At 45.7% G+C, this 16952-nt stretch carries 11 protein-coding genes; 8 read left to right on the top strand and 3 right to left on the bottom strand.

Annotated features, from left to right (window positions below):
- Positions 1 to 196 precede the first annotated feature (196 nt).
- Entirely contained in the window at positions 197 to 1012 is an 816-nt protein-coding gene (locus EDD67_RS00810) for a hypothetical protein (RefSeq protein WP_121439300.1), read from the bottom strand.
- Positions 1013 to 1060: 48 nt separating this feature from the next.
- On the opposite strand from EDD67_RS00810, the gene EDD67_RS00805 reads away from it, so the two are divergent.
- The 3 genes from EDD67_RS00805 (at position 1061) to EDD67_RS00795 (ending at position 6187) form a co-directional block, all read left to right on the top strand.
- A complete protein-coding gene (locus EDD67_RS00805; protein WP_121439299.1) occupies positions 1061 to 3469 on the top strand; it encodes a coiled-coil domain-containing protein in 2409 nt (802 codons plus the stop codon).
- Between the two features lie 404 nt (positions 3470 to 3873).
- Positions 3874 to 4554, top strand: a complete 681-nt coding sequence (locus EDD67_RS00800) for an HNH endonuclease (RefSeq protein WP_121439298.1) — start codon at positions 3874 to 3876, stop codon at positions 4552 to 4554.
- 223 nt (positions 4555 to 4777) lie between these two features.
- Positions 4778 to 6187 (top strand): sugar-transfer associated ATP-grasp domain-containing protein, encoded by a 1410-nt coding sequence (locus EDD67_RS00795; protein ID WP_158638167.1) that lies wholly within the window; start codon positions 4778 to 4780, stop codon positions 6185 to 6187.
- A gap of 44 nt (positions 6188 to 6231) precedes the next feature.
- Here EDD67_RS00795 and EDD67_RS00790 read toward each other — a convergent pair whose 3' ends face one another.
- Positions 6232 to 7341 carry a DUF5050 domain-containing protein gene (locus EDD67_RS00790; protein ID WP_121439296.1) on the bottom strand — a complete coding sequence of 370 codons (1110 nt, stop codon included), beginning with the start codon at positions 7339 to 7341 and terminating at the stop codon, positions 6232 to 6234.
- A 418-nt stretch (positions 7342 to 7759) separates the two neighbouring features.
- Here EDD67_RS00790 and EDD67_RS00785 point away from each other — a divergent pair, with 418 nt between their 5' ends.
- Entirely contained in the window at positions 7760 to 8530 is a 771-nt protein-coding gene (locus tag EDD67_RS00785; protein ID WP_158638166.1) for a DUF429 domain-containing protein, read from the top strand.
- A 464-nt stretch (positions 8531 to 8994) separates the two neighbouring features.
- Here EDD67_RS00785 and EDD67_RS00780 read toward each other — a convergent pair whose 3' ends face one another.
- Positions 8995 to 11394 carry a S8 family serine peptidase gene (locus tag EDD67_RS00780; RefSeq protein WP_121439294.1) on the bottom strand — a complete coding sequence of 800 codons (2400 nt, stop codon included), beginning with the start codon at positions 11392 to 11394 and terminating at the stop codon, positions 8995 to 8997.
- A gap of 351 nt (positions 11395 to 11745) precedes the next feature.
- Between EDD67_RS00780 and EDD67_RS00775 the strand changes: the two genes are divergently transcribed.
- From EDD67_RS00775 to EDD67_RS00760, 4 genes are all read left to right on the top strand, one after another.
- Complete coding sequence (locus tag EDD67_RS00775; RefSeq protein ID WP_121439292.1) at positions 11746 to 13416, top strand: SulP family inorganic anion transporter; 1671 nt, start codon at positions 11746 to 11748, stop codon at positions 13414 to 13416.
- Between the two features lie 220 nt (positions 13417 to 13636).
- A complete protein-coding gene (locus tag EDD67_RS00770; RefSeq protein ID WP_093073814.1) occupies positions 13637 to 14830 on the top strand; it encodes an NAD(P)/FAD-dependent oxidoreductase in 1194 nt (397 codons plus the stop codon).
- 39 nt (positions 14831 to 14869) lie between these two features.
- Positions 14870 to 15418: a hypothetical protein gene (locus tag EDD67_RS00765; protein ID WP_121439291.1), complete on the top strand. Its 549-nt coding sequence runs from the start codon at positions 14870 to 14872 to the stop codon at positions 15416 to 15418.
- Positions 15419 to 15484: 66 nt separating this feature from the next.
- On the top strand, positions 15485 to 16912 hold the full coding sequence (locus EDD67_RS00760; RefSeq protein WP_121439290.1) for an MBL fold metallo-hydrolase: 1428 nt from the start codon (positions 15485 to 15487) through the stop codon (positions 16910 to 16912).
- Positions 16913 to 16952 lie beyond the last annotated feature (40 nt).

The following is a 16952-nucleotide window of genomic DNA, read 5'->3' as shown; positions in this document are numbered from 1 at the left end:
GTGAGCAGCACGCAAACTTCGAGACTTAAAGGAAATGGGTTCTGAACTTCACATAATGTTCGATGGACGTAACGGATTTAATGTATGGAATAACAGCAGAATAAGTTAACTAATGACTAAGGTTAACCTAGAGGGTTTTAAAAACTTATTGACGGTACCGAAAGATTCGATTTTTAGTCATTCACTACCGCTGATGTTAAGTTTGTTCTGCTAGAAACGGAATGATTTGTGTTCTGAACTCTTCCTCACTTAACGCTGAATTATGGGTCATCGTTTGAAAGGTTTCATTTGAAATAAGATTAAGGATAGAGTCTGTATTTTGTTCGAAGTATGATTGAAAAATGCGCGCTTCCATTTTCACACGATTGTCGAAATTCACTGGATCTGCTCGGCTGAACAAGAAGGAAACGATTAAATGTAAAACCGCTTTTTTGCTAATGTCCTCTTCCATTTTTATTAGATGCAAAAAGGAATACGACAAATGAATCGTGTTTAAGTTTAATTCTTTATAGTTGTAGGTGCTTATTAGGGCATCAATAACCGGCACTGCATCTTCTTTTGTAAGAGTTTCTGCGGAGAAATCAGTTCTTTGAAACATGATTGTAGCTTTAGCAGTTTCAGTATAAACATTATGTATATTTTCTTTTTGTGACATCTGGTAAATATAGTTCATATTTTCATAAACAGAGTCATAATTTTTTGCTTTCCAGGCATCGAGACTTTCTTCATAAATATCTTTAACAGTTGTTTCTTCGCTGAATAAGAAGCGAATTTTTTTACCGATGCTTTTTATGGTATAAAACAAAACGATCGCTATGAACATTGTGATTATAAAAATCGCTGCATGATTCATGATAAAGTCCGCTATGTTAATAATTTCTATTTTGTAACCGTCCATAATTGGTATCATTTCATTTGTAAAAAGATGCAATGAAAACAGAATAAGAGAGATGAAAATTAAGCGTTTGGTAAAGTACACAGCCTGTTCTTTGATTGTCTGGATGTTAACCATTAAAAAAACCTCCTCGCAGTTATTATAAGATAAAAAAGGATGATATACATGCGAAAAAATATAATTTTTTATAAAATTTTGGCAAAGAATAAGTCAATAATACCGATAATATTGTTATTAGCCATCAGCATGGCAGCTGTACACAATTATGTCGAGGCGCCAATGCTTAATAATTTCATATGGGCTGTGATGTTATCTGGGCTGTTACTGGTGTTGAAACACCAAAAGCTGATTAAGTGGGATAACAAACCTGTTATGCAAAAAACGAAAGAAGGAAGTTTTGTGCTTTTAAGCAGTTTTCTGCTTCTTTTGATCCCGATAACATTCATAACGATAACCGGTTTGTTCATAGTGCAGCTTTTCCTTATTACGATACTGACTGAAACGGGTGAGGAATCAACTCCGTTAGTAAAAAGTAAAATTTTAACAGCTAGACTTTCGGAAGAAGAGAAGAAAAGTTTTAATGCCAGACAAAAGCTAAATTACCCAGAATTCGATGATGAAACGGAATTAGCGATGATGCAAAACGAATTAAGAATGCAAGAAATGCTGAGTGAGAAAGAAGAATTGGAAAATAATATCACGGATAAAGAGTCAGAAATACATACAATGCAAGAGAAATTGCAAAACAGCAAAGATTATCAATACATCACCGAGTTAAAAGAAACCATTGAGAAAGGTGAAAAAGAAAAGAGTGATTTAGTTTATAAACGAATGAAATTATTAAAAGACAAAGAGTCATTAGAACAGCAGTTGAATATTCAAAACATAAAATTAGACGAACAAAAAAGGAAGACGGAAGAATTAATAATAGAAAGTCACAGTGTAAAAGAAGGATTAGAAAAAGCGGAAGAACAGTTAACGGAAGAGCAACAGAAAAAAAGTTATTTGGAATCGGAAAGGAAGCGATTATCGAAAACACTGAAAGATCGGCACAAAGAAATTGAAGCATTAAATAAAGAGAAACACCGTTTAGCGAATGAGAAAAAAATGAGCCGTGAAGAAATTGACAGCATCACAAAGGAATTAAATGAAACGAAAAATACAAAAACGAAGTATGAGAAAGATCTGGCTGCAGTACAGAAAAAAAATGAAGAATTGAAGAAAAATTACCAAGCAGAAAAAGAGAAATTTGAGCTGGAGCTAGAAAATATCTCAACAGAAAAAGCAACTATTGAACTAAATTATCATGAAATTTCAGAGAAACTTCATGAAGCTGAAAATCTGAATAACTCTTATTGGGAAGAAAAAAATCAATTAACAGAAGACGTCGATGAGTTACAAAAGCAACTTAAAAAACTCTCGAAGGAACAGCAAGAAGAATTGACGGAGAAACAGAAACGAATAAATGAAATTCAGACATTGATCGATGAAAAGAATGAAGGTGTGAAACATTATGAGCTGAAATATCAAGAATTTGAACAGAAAAATGCGCAATTACAAAATGATTATGAGAGTTATCAGAAACTAAAAGAAGACGAGTTACATAAAATGCAAGCTGAAATAAATTCTAAAGCAAATCAAGAGGAACTTTTAGAAAATAAGTTAAATAATTACATTGAATCATATAATAGTCTTGATACGACTCGGGAAGACCTAGAAAAGAAAATTGCCGAACTAAACGAAGAGATAGGTCAGAAAGATAATGAAGTGAGCAGTTATGAAACGAAAATTCAAAAATTAAAAGATGATAAAAAAATCATTGAGGAAGATTACAATGAGAATGTAAAAAAACTGGACCGTCTGATTGAAACTGTCGAAAATTACGAGAACGAGAGAAAAGAAAAACAAACAGAATTAGAACAGTCAGAACATGAACTTACTAGTACCGCAGAAAAATTTGAAAAGTTAAATATGTATATTGCTAAAAAGGAAAGAGAAATAAATGAATCTAAGAAATTAATCGATGCAATTGATGCTGAGAATAAGGAATTAAATGCAAAATATGAAGCTGAAAAGAAACATAGCAATATGTATAATCGGAAAATTTCAGAGCTGAGGGCTGAAACGAAAGCACTTGAAGATGATAAAAAAGAAAAACTGACTGAGATAAGAAACCTTAAATCTCAAGAGTTTGGAGATTCTCTTTCAGCACAGGAGGAAATGTTTAAAAAAGATGAAATCAATTTAAGATTTAATGAATTATATTCCGATTTATCGTTTCATACATATTTTATGAATCGTTTTAAAAGACTTGCTAAAAAAGAGCAGATAGCTGTCGAAAAACAGTTGATATACCTGAATTATGATAAAGAAAAAGCGTCTTTTCGACGCGGGAAATCTTTTGATCTTAATAAAGGTTCACCAGCCAACGAAGTTGCCTACGAGCAATCTGATCTAAAAGGTATCGGTAAAGGTCGAATTTATGTGAAAGGACAACGTGTTTTAGCATTGAGCACAGATGAGAAAGAACAAAAAAGAGTGGCGGAAAAACTTCGAGCGGGAGATATCTATTAAATTGTCAATGGTTTGTATTTATGAAATTTGATAGATATTATCAATTAACTTTTTGGCCGGGTATTTATATGGAGATTATCCTTCCAGTGAAACATAAGTGTGTTATCATGAAATTACTGAGCACAAATACTTACTAATATAGAAAATACTTATAATCTGCTCAGGGTTTAATGGGAGGCGGTTCGATGGGATGGGGGAAGAATGTCGGCAAGTTGTCTGGGACCGTCGGGGGCGGTGTCATTGGCGGGGGAGTGAAACTTTCCGGCTAGGCGATCGGGAAGGAGCTTCCCCGTACCGGCGAGTGGTTCGGTGAAGTCGGCGACGGGATTTATCATGCGTCGAAACATTCGCTGGAAAATACCGGTCAATTCATTGACGGGGCGGTTCGCGGCGGCTACGGCGCTATGAAGAGCAACCCGTATCATAAAGAGACGGCCTGCGCGGATTTGCATGAATCGTCGGTACGCATTGGCAAGGGGTTGAAAAACAGCGTGAGTTTTACCGGGAAATCGGCGTACAATGCTGTGACAGGGTATTCTCAAGGTGATTATGCGAAAGGACATGCCGCGATGCGCGATGTTGCGAAGATCGGTGCTGTCGCGTTTATGGGTATAGGGGCGCTCGAGTTTGCCGGGGTCGATATCGTTTCCGGCGAAGAGTCGGAAGAGCTGAACACGAGAAACATGGGTGTGCAGGGCTCGGTCCATCCGGATACCGGTGTGCCGTTCGAACAGCAAACCATCACGTTAAGCGACGGCTCCGAAGTCAGCGGGGTTTATCCGGTGTTCGATTCGAGTTTCACAGCGGCGGTGCCGGCAGAGGTGTATACTGAAGACGGCGCGGTGCACAATGCGATCGCCAATGAACAGCTGCACTCGGCGCTCTCGTCCGATCCGATGCTCGCTTCACAAATGGGCTTATCGGCCGAGCAGCTCGAACAAGTGTCCAACGGCGAAACACCGGACGGGATGGTTTGGCACCACCATGAACAACCCGGAAAGATGCAGCTGGTCGATGAAAAGACCCACGCACAGACCGCGCACTCCGGCGGGACCGAGCTGTGGGGGAGCGGCAGTGTGACATAAGTTATAAATGTTAATACCTATGGATGCCGAAAAGTTAAATGTCGGCATCTATTTCTTATGTTCAGATATTTCCTCATGATTGTGAGCAGATTTTTACAAATCATGTTAAAAAATTCATGTGCAGCCGATATAAATAAAAGAAAAATATTAGAAGGAAGATACGGTTTATCTTTATGGAAATCCCTCGCTCGATGACATCATGAAAGAAAAGAGGTTGACGCACTTGACAAGTTTAGAGGCATTAGAAATTAAATTAATAGACCGATCGACAGACGCGCTTGATCAATCCATCGAAGCGCTCGATGCGAAAGAATACCATTCTGCGATCACTCTATATAATACGGTTTTAAAAGCATTTGAGGCGTTAAAAAAGAGCACGGTAACAGCTGACCCTGTCTATAAACTGTTGCCAGAAAAAATCGAACAATTACAAAACGAACATGAGAATGCTGTTAAACTTTTTGAAGATTCGTCTTGGGAAGAACTGAACGAGGTTTTAACCAAATCGGTTCGTACGAAGTTTCAAGATTTGCGCTACTATTTACGTTATCGCGATTATCACGAAAAACTTGGTATGAATATTTATTCGAAATACTTTGAGAACTTTCGAAAACATCACTATTTGGAAACATGCCATGCTGATAGTTTAAGCGAGGTTCGAAATTACTGGGAAGAACATTATTATAAAAACGTTGATACTGTTTTACCGACAGCCTTTTATTCATTGACTGGAAACTATGAACCTCGAATAATTCCGCAGGAGCAAATGAGATTTGAAATTATCCCTTTCTTAAATGATAAAAATCAATTAGGAATGTACAAAGATAAAAATATGTATGATAGATTAATCCCTTCTGATCGTACAGCAAATACGATCTTAAAAAGAGTAAATGGTCAGTATTTCGATGGTCGAAATATATTTCTGACTCGGTCTGAAGCAGCTAACCGGATTATGCGGCAACAGATGGATTTGATTGTGAAAGCGAGTCAAAGTGATGATGGTAAAGGAATTGCAAAGATAGTTTATCGATCTGGTCAATATTTGTTAGGGAAAAACAAAGTGAATTTAAAAAACATCGAATCTATTTGGGGTGAAAACTATCTAATTCAGACGGTGATCCAACAGCATGAAATCATGTCTGCACCTCACCCTCATTCATTAAATACACTTCGTATGGTAACGCTTCGCTGGAAGGGTGAAATTCATCATCTTCTTACATATAGCAGATTTGGCAAGGATAAAAGTATACAAGATAATGGCGGCAAAGGTGGAATTTCGGCAGGAGTTACAGAGGAAGGTTTTTTCAAAAATTTTGCGATTGATAAAGAGGCAAATTTTTATAAGAAACATCCAACTACCGGTTATTCTTTTGAAGAAAATAACGTTCAAGTTCCGAATTATGAAGAGTTCAAATTATTTGTAACAGAACTGCATGAATATATATTGCACCATAATTTTATTACTTGGGATATTGCTGTTTCGCCTCAAGGTTATCCAGTATTCCTAGAAATGAATTTTTGGGGAGCGAACTGGTTGCAACAAATGGTAACGGAGAAACCTATTTTCGGTGAATTGACAGAGGAAATTTTATCTGCCGTAAGTGAGACGAAAAAATATGAGAAAGATAGTTGAAAACGCCGGAAAAAGTCTTGATCGGGCTTTTCCGGCGTTTTTATTCAGTCTTCCATCCCTGGATTGGTGTAATAAATCTTTTCGCTTTCTTCACTATCATAAGTTATTTTTGAATATAAAATAACTCCATGACGGCCTGAAGAATGGACGGCAAAGTCATCGAACATATAGTAAGTATACGAAATTCCTTCCAAATTTTCTTCGTTTGTGCCGTCAGTGTCCACGCGGTAGCTTTCTCGGGAAGCTTCTGCCTCAAAATCAGGTGTAAAATAAACAGTCCCGTTGCGCACGTTAAAATCGCGCACGCTTTCGCTTGTGATTTTGATCGTTTGACCGTTGTCGAGGTCATAAGCTTCAATACCGTTTCCACCGTTATAGTAAACGACTCCATCTTCTAAGATAACGGGTGGAAATGCTTGATCGATGACTGGATCGCCAAGTTCTTGTTCTTTCGGTCCGTCGATATCAAAAACAAACGTTTCTGATATCGCAATCGCGTCGTCGCCATCAATGACAATACCTTTTTGTCCCCAGCCATGGTTATCTTTTTCCTTTGTTGTCAAGTCCATATTATATAAGTTCATCCCAGCATCGTCACCGGCTTTTAAGTACCAGAGACCATCGTGATTCATTTGCAAGTTTCGAAGGTTTCCTTCGTCCAATGTGTTCTTTTCGTCGGTATCAAAAGCGTAATGAATCAATTTGATCTCGTCACCGTCGTTATCATAGCCGGGGTCAGTTAAGTAATAAATCCCGTCATTTGTAACGTGCATGTCCTGAGCTTTACCGTCGGTTAATTGCTCGTATTCGTTCGTTTCCAGAGGTACAGCGTAAATGCCGTGTTCTTCGTCCAATGCTGCCGAAACGTAAAAGACATCTTCATGATAAGCTTGACGCCCTCCTTGGGCGAGGTTGCCGTTGAAATTGCCGATGTTTTCCTCAGGGTCAGGCTCGGGGGCGTTTTCTTTCGAGTCGCTGTTTTCAGTTTGTTCATTATTGTCGTCAGCCAGATTTTCATTATCATCCGACAAAATACCGCGATTATTCTCATCAGCCTCATTTTCGGCTGCGAGCTCCTCATTTTCATCATTGCCGCAAGCTGCTAGTAAAAGCAGACTTCCGGCAACCAAAACTTTTTTCCCATAAATATTCATCAAAACCCTCCGATATGTATATAATCAGTATATATATTACCATATAGATGAATTGTGTTGAGTCTTAAGTTTTAAAAATAAGTAAAAAGATAAAAGGACTAGACGAACAGAAACGTAAACGTTTCTAAGCAGTCCGATCAAATCCTGATGAGTTCTGATTAAAGCAGCTCTCGTTCGGTTTAGAGTGTTTCAATAAATGGCTCATTACAACTTGCAGAAAACATGTTGAATTTGAGGGTTAATAATAAATAAGAGAGACTCCATATCCTCATTCCTTTTGAAAAAGAAAAAGCATTATTAATTGAAAAAGATTAACGGTTTTACTTGCGCTCAGAAATATTTATACTGAACTAAGTGAAATATTCGTTCTAGAATGCCTTATTCAATGAGATTTAAGGATAAAAAGGAGCTCATGACAATGGATTTCAATCGAGTGATCGGAATTGGCTGGGATGTCGGCGGCTGGATGGGCAACAATCACGGGGCGGCGATATGTGAATGGAAACGGGAGACAAATCGTATAAGCTGGCTCGGGAGCCCGGCCGAAGTATCGATCCCGGAGAACAATTTACTCTCATTGAAACACTTTATTCAACAAGTGGATCCGAGTTTTAATCTATCATCTGTCGATGAACATACGTTAATTGTGCTCGGGGTAGACGCTCCCCTTGGATTTCCCGCAGCTTTCACTGAACTTCTCAATGGCGGGAGGCCGGAGATGGTCAAACCGAAAAGAGAAATAGACAATCCTCTCGCTTACAGATACACAGACCGGGAGATTCAGAGAGTTTTTGGCAAAAAACCGTTATCAGCCGCTTTTGATCGCATCGGAAACAATGCAACGGCTGCAATGCTGCATACGAAACTTTGGCAGGAAGAAGAATACTTTCAGATTTATCCGTTTACCGACCCAAACTCGGCCGATCGCAGAGTTATTATTGAAGTGTACCCGGCTTTGCTAAAAGAGAAAAAGTTTAAAGAGGTTTACGAGGATTTAGCTGAATTCTTCCCATCAAATGTAGCGCCAGGAACAGATGCTTATGATGCCTGTATCTGTGCTTTATACGCCATTTCTTTTGGCACGAACGGCTTACTGCTGCCAAAACTGCAAGGTCCTCCTGAGGATCACAAAGAAGATGTAAAAGAAGAAGGCTGGATTTATTACTTTGCCAACGAAACAGGTGAGTAAGAAAAATTTTCTTGAATTCATGCTCGATTGTGACACCGATAAAAAGAAGCCATGCATCCACTCCTCCGACGCCTTTAGGAAAACAAGAAGGCTGTTGTAAAAGCAGATGATCAATAAAACGTTCGTATTATTCTCTTAACTTGAGTGAGAGGTTTTATGAGACCGGAGCAAACTCGACGCCTGCGGGAAAAGCAACTGCCGAAGACCCCACAAGAAGCGGTTTCGCTTCTGAGGAGGCTGAGGCGTTGCCCGCGGCAAGCGAGTTTGAGCAGGGCTCATAGCCTCCCTTATTCTATACAACCTATTAATCAAAACTGACTCTGATTATCCAGTATTTTTTCAACAGTTCTAACCCGGGGAAAGCGGAGGTTAGTGGCTGTATGGCTAACCTCAACATAATAGCTAAAAACCCGCTTTCCCAACAAAGGGAAAGCGGGCTTCTTTATCACTCGATCAATCCAAAATCACTCCAATGTCAATACCGGTCCGGGCAGTTCGGTTTCGCGGTCGTCTTTGGCCGCGTAGACGTTAAGCGCGTAGCTCCCGGGTTCGAGCGCTTCGCCGTCAACGGTGAAGTCCCAAAGGAATTCGTGGCGGCCCGCGTCAAGATTTTCCGCTTCGGCTTCTTCACTGATCAGTTCGCCGCTCTCGGCGTCACGGACGCGCAGGCTGAACTCGTCGGCGCCGATCGGCAGCTCGACAAGCCCTAAATACTCGCTGCCGACGATGTCAAAATTGTAGTTATTCATCAACGGATAGTCAGGCTCGTCGACGAACAGGATCGTCGGCACTTCGACGCTCTCGTCGTTATTTGACAGTGTGAACGTGCCGCTGTAATAGCCGGATTCAAGCCCGTTGGCATCGACCTGGACGCCGAAATTGACGTCTTGCGTGCCGCCCGGCTGGACGTTCAAGTTGTTGCTCGTCTGCACTTTAATTCCGTCCGGCCCGTCGAATTCGAGCTCGTAGCGCTGGCGCTCGTCGCTCGTATTTTTCAGTTCAAACGATTGCCGTTCGACTTCGCGCCCTTGCTCTTTTGTGAACGTGCCGAACGAGTGGCTCCCCGGCGTTACGAGCGTTTCGGTTTCCAGTGCGTCCGGCAGGCGGATGCTTCCGGCGCCCTGCGTATTGTGCGGATACCGTTCGCCTTCCGGGTCGTAGACCGTTTGTGCGGTATTCATCAGCGCCGCTTTGACGTCTTCTTCACTCCAATCCGGATTCGCCTGCAAAATCACCGCGGCCGCACCGGCAACGTGCGGGGCGGACATGCTCGTTCCTTGCAGCGACGCATAGCCGTGCGGGTTATCGGCATCGTGGGTCGGAATCGTGCTGACGATATCAACCCCTGGCGCACTCACGTCCGGTTTAATCATCCACGTATCCATTACCGGTCCGCGCGAAGCAAAATCGGCGACCGTTTCATCGACCGTGCCGTCAAAGGCGAAATCAAAGTTGACGGTATCGTTGCCCGCTTCAAGTTCCGCGAGCATCTCCGCTCCGTCCGCTTGCGACATCTTCACTGTCGGGAGCGGCATTCCCGGCACATCGGGCTGCTCGCCGTCGGTATTGTTGTAAATCACCGCGCCGACAGCACCGGCGTCGCGCGCGCTCGCCGCTTTATCGACAAACGGAATTTCCCCGCGCGAAATGAGCGCGATCTTTCCGTCAAAATCGCGGTCCTCAAAGTCTTCGGCAAAACCGAGGCCGGCGTCTTTGAACGTGTAGTCGCCGTCATTTAACGCAAGCAGCTCCTCTTCAGACGGAAAGCCCATTACTTCCGCGGACGGATAGGCGGCATCGCCATTGGTCGTCAGTTCTGCTGTGTACGTGTCGTACGGCAGCTGCGTCGCACCGACAGAAATCGCGTCGCGCGATGTGCCCGGCGAGCCGACCGTCCAGTTGTCCGGTCCGCTGTTGCCGGCGGAGCTTACAGCGACGACGTTATCGGCCATCGCGACATCGAGCGCGATGCTCGTCGCGTAATCGGCATCGTTCACCGGCGCGCCAAGCGAGAGGTTCAAGACATCAGCGCCGTCTTCTACGGCTTGTTCGATCCCGGCGAGCACGTCTTCGGTTGTGCCGGAGCCACCGGGGCCGAGTACGCGGTAAGCAAGGAGCGACGCATCGGGCGCGGTGCCTTGAATCAAGCCGTTGCCGGCAACAGTGCCGGCGACGTGCGTGCCGTGATTTGTCGGATCGCCTTGATCGGGCGTCGTTTCTTGCGGATCGGCGTTGTCATCGACGAAATCATAGCCGAGCATGTCTTCATTAAAGGCATGTTCAAGATCCGGGTGCGTGTAATCAACCCCGGTATCAATCACCGCGACTGTTACATCGTCGCCGGTGTAGCCGGCGTCCCAGGCGTCATTTGCGCCGATAAACGGCGCGCTGTCCATCATTTCCGGCGAGTACACCTCGTCGTCGAGCGGCTCCGCTTCGACTTCCGGCGTCACCTCATATTCCTGGTTCGGATACACCGCGTCGATCCCCGCGACGTCGAGGACGTGTTCAAGGTCAGCCGAGTTCAGCTCGACAGCAAACCCGGAGAATAAGTAATCGTATTCACGCGTCACCTCGAACGTGTCGACGCTCTCTTCTAACTCAGCGATGACCTCATTGCGTTCTTGCTCGAGCGCCTCGCGCGACTGCGAAGCGCCTTGCTGCTCCGCGGCGCGGATCGCGTCTGCTTCCAGCTCGACGATCACGGTCGCTTCTTCATCTTCCAGCTCATCAAGATTGACTTGCAATTCCGCCGGATCGTCCGCGATCGGGCCGGTGTCGTCGGCAAGCGCTGCCGAAACCGGCGCTAACGCCAATCCCGCAATCAATCCATACATGAGCGGCGTGCGTAACGTTCGTTTCATGAAACCATTCCCCCTGTCGTTCGTTTGATCAGACGCCAAGCGTCCAACACATCAAATTTTACATTTTTCAGAAAATTTTTGGAACGTTTTACGGAAAATTGCGTTACATGACTTAGAAAGGAATGCAGACGCGGACGTTTCGTCAAACTTTCGTTGTACGAAATAAAATAGAAAAGGCCTGCCCGGGCGAAACCGTCGAGTTTGCTTGTATTCAGCACAGATCAGCTCGCGCTGAAATAAAATTACGGGGGACGCCCGATGTTCATTCGTTCAGCAGGTCGTATAAGATCAACAGGGAATGCTGTTGAGACAGTTTCTACACGGACGAAAGGTAAAGGGGCTTAGAAAAAAATGCTGAAACGTTTTCTACCTGCAGCGGAGTGGCTGCCGAATTATAAGCGCGACGATCTCTCCGGCGATTTGCAAGCCGGTTTAATTGTTGCGATCATGTTAATCCCGCAAGGCATGGCTTACGCGATGCTTGCCGGCCTTCCGCCAGTTGTCGGGCTGTATGCCTCGACGATTCCGTTAATTCTTTATGCTTTGTTAGGCACTTCCCGCCAGCTGTCGGTCGGACCGGTGGCGATGGTCTCGCTTCTTGTTCTCGCCGGTGTCTCAACGATCGCTGAGCCGGGAACAGACGAATACATCAGTTTAGTGCTTTTGCTCATGCTGATGATCGGTATCATTCAGCTCGTGATGGGGCTTTGTAAGTTAGGGTTTATTGTCAATTTTATTTCGCATGCCGTGATCAGCGGCTTCACGTCCGCGGCGGCGATTATTATCGGCGTGAGCCAATTCGATCATTTATTCGGCTTCGAATTTGCCGGGAGCGACAACGTTTTTCTCCGCTTAGTGGAAACGGTGCAGCGAATCGGTGATATTCATCTCATCAGTTTTTTTATCGGCGCTGTCAGTATCCTCCTGATCATTTTGCTGAAAAAACAATCGCCGAAAATTCCCGCGCCGTTAATCGTCGTCTTTGTGATGATTCTGTTCGTTAACAGCCTCAACTTGCATCACACCGGTGTCGATATCGTCGGCAACGTGCCGGCGGGGCTCCCGTCGTTTTCCGTGCCGGAACTGAGCTTTGAGCTGATAGGGACGTTATTGCCGCTCGCAGTGACGATTGCGCTGATCGGTTTTATGGAATCCATTGCCATGGCAAAAATGATTGCGGCGAAAGAAAAGTATAAAATCACGCCGAACAAAGAACTGATTGCGTTAGGAACGGCGAACATCGGCGGCTCATTTTTTTCCGCATACCCCGTGACCGGCGGCTTTTCCCGCTCGGCGGTCAATTATCAGTCCGGGGCGAAAACTCCGCTTGCCAGTCTCATCAGCGCTGTGATCATCATTTTGACGCTGCTGTTTTTTACCGAGTGGTTTTATTTTTTGCCGAACGCAGTACTAGCGGCGATCATTCTCGTCGCCGTTTACAATTTAATTGACTTCAAAGAGATGAAACACTTGTTCAGCATAAGCCGGATCGACGGCGCCGTGTGGCTGACGACATTTAGCGGAACATTAATTCTCGGGATCGAAGAAGGCATCTTGCTCGGCGTTGCGGCTTCGCTGCTTATTTTAATTGTGAAAAGTTCGTTTCCGTATCTGGCCGAGCTCGGATTTTCAAAAGACAGCGCTGACTACAAAGATATTCGCGTCGATCCGCAGGCGGAAAAATATCCCGGCACCGTGATTATTCGCATTGATGCATCGCTGTATTTCGCGAACGCGCCGTATTTAGAAGAAAAATTCGCCGGCATGCGCGCGGATCTCACTGATGTCAAGCGGGTGATTCTTGATTTCAGGGGCGTCAACTACATCGATGCGACTGCGCTGCAAAGCTTAGAAGAGATCATCGCAGACTACGAAGCGGCCGATGTTGCAGTCGCGATTGCGAATATGAAAGAAACGGTGCGCAAAAAACTGAACCACGCTTCCTGGGAGCAAAAACGGCGACAGGCTTACGACTTTGCCTCGATCGAACAAGCGCTGACCGCGCTGGAAACAAATCAGTAACCGAAAAACCGCTTCATTTTTCACTTTAAAAAACCGCGCTCTGCGTCTGACAGGACTGCGAGCGCGGTTTTTCTTGTCCGAAAAATGAAAACGCTCTCAAAGCTAAGGGTTTTTCCGGATGGTCTGTTCACAAAATTGCCATTATTATAACCATATAAACATTAACAAGTTGTTAACAGTGGAAAGCGATTCAAGACTATACATTGGAGGAGGATCTGTTATGAACCCTCATTTCAGAATTTTAATTATCGGTGCAGGAAGCGCCGGAATCAGTGTTGCCTCGCGGCTTCTTCGCCAGTCGAGCGCGTTTCGCCACGACATTGCGTTAATCGACCCGGCCGAGCATCATTTTTATCAGCCGCTCTGGACGCTGGTCGGCGGCGGTGCGGCGAAGAAGGAATTCTCAAAACGCGACATGGAAGCGGTCATCCCGTTTGGCACGCACCACATTCAAGATGCAGTCAGTTCGTTTGACCCGGAACAAAACCAAGTCCATACCGCGCAAGGCCAGACGATCAGTTACGACTACCTCGTTGTTGCGCCCGGCATTGACATTGATTGGCAAGGAATTAAAGGACTGCAAGAGACGCTCGGCAAAAACGGCGTCTGCAGCAACTATTCGTATGAAACCGTCGATTATACGTGGCAGACGATTCGCAATTTCAGCGGCGGCAAAGCGGTGTTTACGCACCCGAATTCCCCGGTAAAATGCGGCGGCGCGCCGCAAAAGATCATGTATTTAGCCGATGAAGCGTTCAGTCACCGCGGCGTGCGCGGTCAAACAGAGATCACGTTTAATTCTGCGAATCCGGGGATTTTTGACGTCGAAGAATATAAACAAGCGCTCGAAAAAGTGATCGACCGAAAACAAATCCAGGCGAATTTCCGCACGAACTTGATCGAAGTGCGCGGAGAAGAAAAAGAAGCGGTCTTTGAAAATCTCGATACGGGCGAAACGTTTACGACCTCGTTTGACATGCTCCACGTCACGCCGCCGATGCGCGCCCCGGCCTTTTTGGCGGAAAGTCCGCTCGCCGGTGAAGGCGGCTGGGTCGATGTGCACAAGCACACCCTGCAGCATACAAAATATGAAAATGTTTTCGGCCTCGGTGATGCGAGCAATCTGCCGACGTCCAAAACCGGGGCAGCGATTCGCAAGCAGGCCCCGGTCGTCGCGGAAAATATTTTAGCGCTGTTGAAAAACGGCCCGATGGATGCGTTCTACGACGGTTACAGTTCGTGTCCGATCGTCACCGGATACCGCTCGCTCATTTTGGCAGAATTCGATTATTTCAAAGAACCGAAAGAATCGATGCCGTTTAATCAGGCGGTAGAGCGCCGAAGCATGTATCACATGAAAAAAGATTTTCTGCCGATTATTTATTGGAACGGCATGCTAAAGGGCGTCATATAAAGAACCCGGCACTGACTACTCACTAAAGGAGTGATTGCAATGGCAAGCCATGCAGCACGAAACGAACCGCGCTGGGCGGAACCGCTTCAGGACGAAGAGGTGCAGGCGTCGATGGCGTATTTATTGCGCAAGCTTCCGGAAATCGAAGCGGCTGTCGAATCGATCGATCAATTCGTCCAATTCGGCCAGCAAACCTTTCAAGACCGGACATCGATGGATCACGTCGAAGATCAGCTCAGCCTCTCGTCGATTGACCAGGAAAGTATCGAGGCGCTTGGGCAGCTGATCGGGAAGATGCCGGTCCTGCTGAAACTCACAGAGCAGGTTGAACAGGCGGCAACGTTTGCGGAAAGCGTCATGAACGATCAGGAGTCGCTCGCCTACATCGCCGACGTCGCAGAAGAAAGCACCGTGATGAAAAAAGGCAAAGAGCTCTGGAACAAAGCAGATCAGATTCAGGAGATTGCTGAGGAAAACAAAAACGAGCAGATTTCGATCTTTACGGTGATGAAATGGATCAAAGACCCGTCTGTACAGCAAGGGCTGCGGTACACGAAAGCGGCTTTACAAGTAATGAATCAAAAGTAAGCAGAAGCGGACGAGGTTTTTTCTAAACGGTTGGAATTTTAATTTTTGCACAAAGGGGTTTTACAGATGTTGCTGAAATATTTTTACGATAAAAAGTTGGCGCAAGCGTCGTATATGGTCGGCTGTCAGGCGAAAGGGGAAGCGGTGATTGTCGATCCGGCGCGGGATATCGCGCCTTACCTCGAAGCGGCTGAAGCGGAAGGGCTTGAGATTGTCGGTGCGCTGGAAACGCATATTCATGCCGATTATGTGTCGGGGGTGCGGGAGATGGCGGAGCGTCTTAACGCGACGCTGTATTTATCAGATGAAGGGGACGAAAACTGGAAATACGGGTATTTGGACGGCCTGCCGCATCAGCTGGTAAAAGACGGCGACAGCTTTACTCTCGGGAATTTGACGTTTGAAGTGATGCACACGCCGGGGCATACGCCGGAGAGCATTTCCTTTTTATTAACCGACGGCGGCGCGCAGGCGGATGAGCCGATCGGCATTTTCACCGGCGATTTTGTTTTCGCCGGAGATATCGGCCGGCCTGATCTGCTGGAAAAAGCAGCCGGGATTGAAGGCACCTCGTTAGCGGGCGCTTATGAAATGTTCGATTCATTAGAACGGTTTAAACTGCTGCCGGATTTCTTGCAAGTTTGGCCGGCTCACGGCGCCGGGAGCGCCTGCGGCAAATCGCTCGGCGCGGTGCCGTCATCGACAACCGGTTATGAAAAGCGCTTTAACTGGGCGCTGCAATACGCGGATAAAGAACAGTTTGCCCGCGATTTGATCGACGGTCAGCCGGAACCGCCTTCGTATTTTGCTGTCATGAAGCACGTCAACAAAGTCGGCCCGGCGCTTGTAAAGGAACTTGCTCCGCCCGAGGAACTGACAGACGCTGCTGAAGTGAAAGCAAGCATCGACAAAGGCATGCAAGTGATTGATACGCGTGATTATACGCAGTTTGCCGCCGGGCATCTTCCCGGGACGATCAATATTCCGTTCGGCGGATCGTTTCCGAATTGGGCCGGCTGGCTCGTCGATTATGACCGCCCGCTCGTATTGCTCGTCGGCGAAGGGCAATCGTTACAGGAGATTATCACCGCGCTTCAATCGGTCGGAATCGATACCGCTGAAGCGGTAATGCAAGCAGAAACGGCGCTCGCGCAATCCGCCGAAAACGAAAGCTTTCCTGAGATCGAGCCGGAACAAGCGGCTGAAGAGATGAAAAAAGATCATGTCGCTGTGCTCGATGTCCGCAATCTATCGGAATACAATGAAGCAAATATCGCCGGGGCGCAGCATCTCATGCTCGGCACCTTGCCGGAGCGGCTCAATGAAGTCCCGACTGGACAAACGATTCTCGTTCATTGCGGTTCCGGTCTGCGCTCGGCGATTGCCTGCAGCGTATTGCAGGCAAACGGTATTAAAGATGTTGTCAATCTCGCCGGCGGCTACAATGCCTGGGCCGAAAGAGTCCGCCCGCAGACAGCTGCAAGTTCATCATAACCGGAAACGGATCAGCCGCTCTTCGCTGTCGCGTTAGCAG

It is taken from the genome of Salisediminibacterium halotolerans (genome assembly GCF_003814815.1).
Classification (GTDB): Bacteria; Bacillota; Bacilli; order Bacillales; family Salisediminibacteriaceae; genus Salisediminibacterium; species Salisediminibacterium halotolerans.
This window is presented reverse-complemented; position numbering and strand designations above follow the sequence as displayed.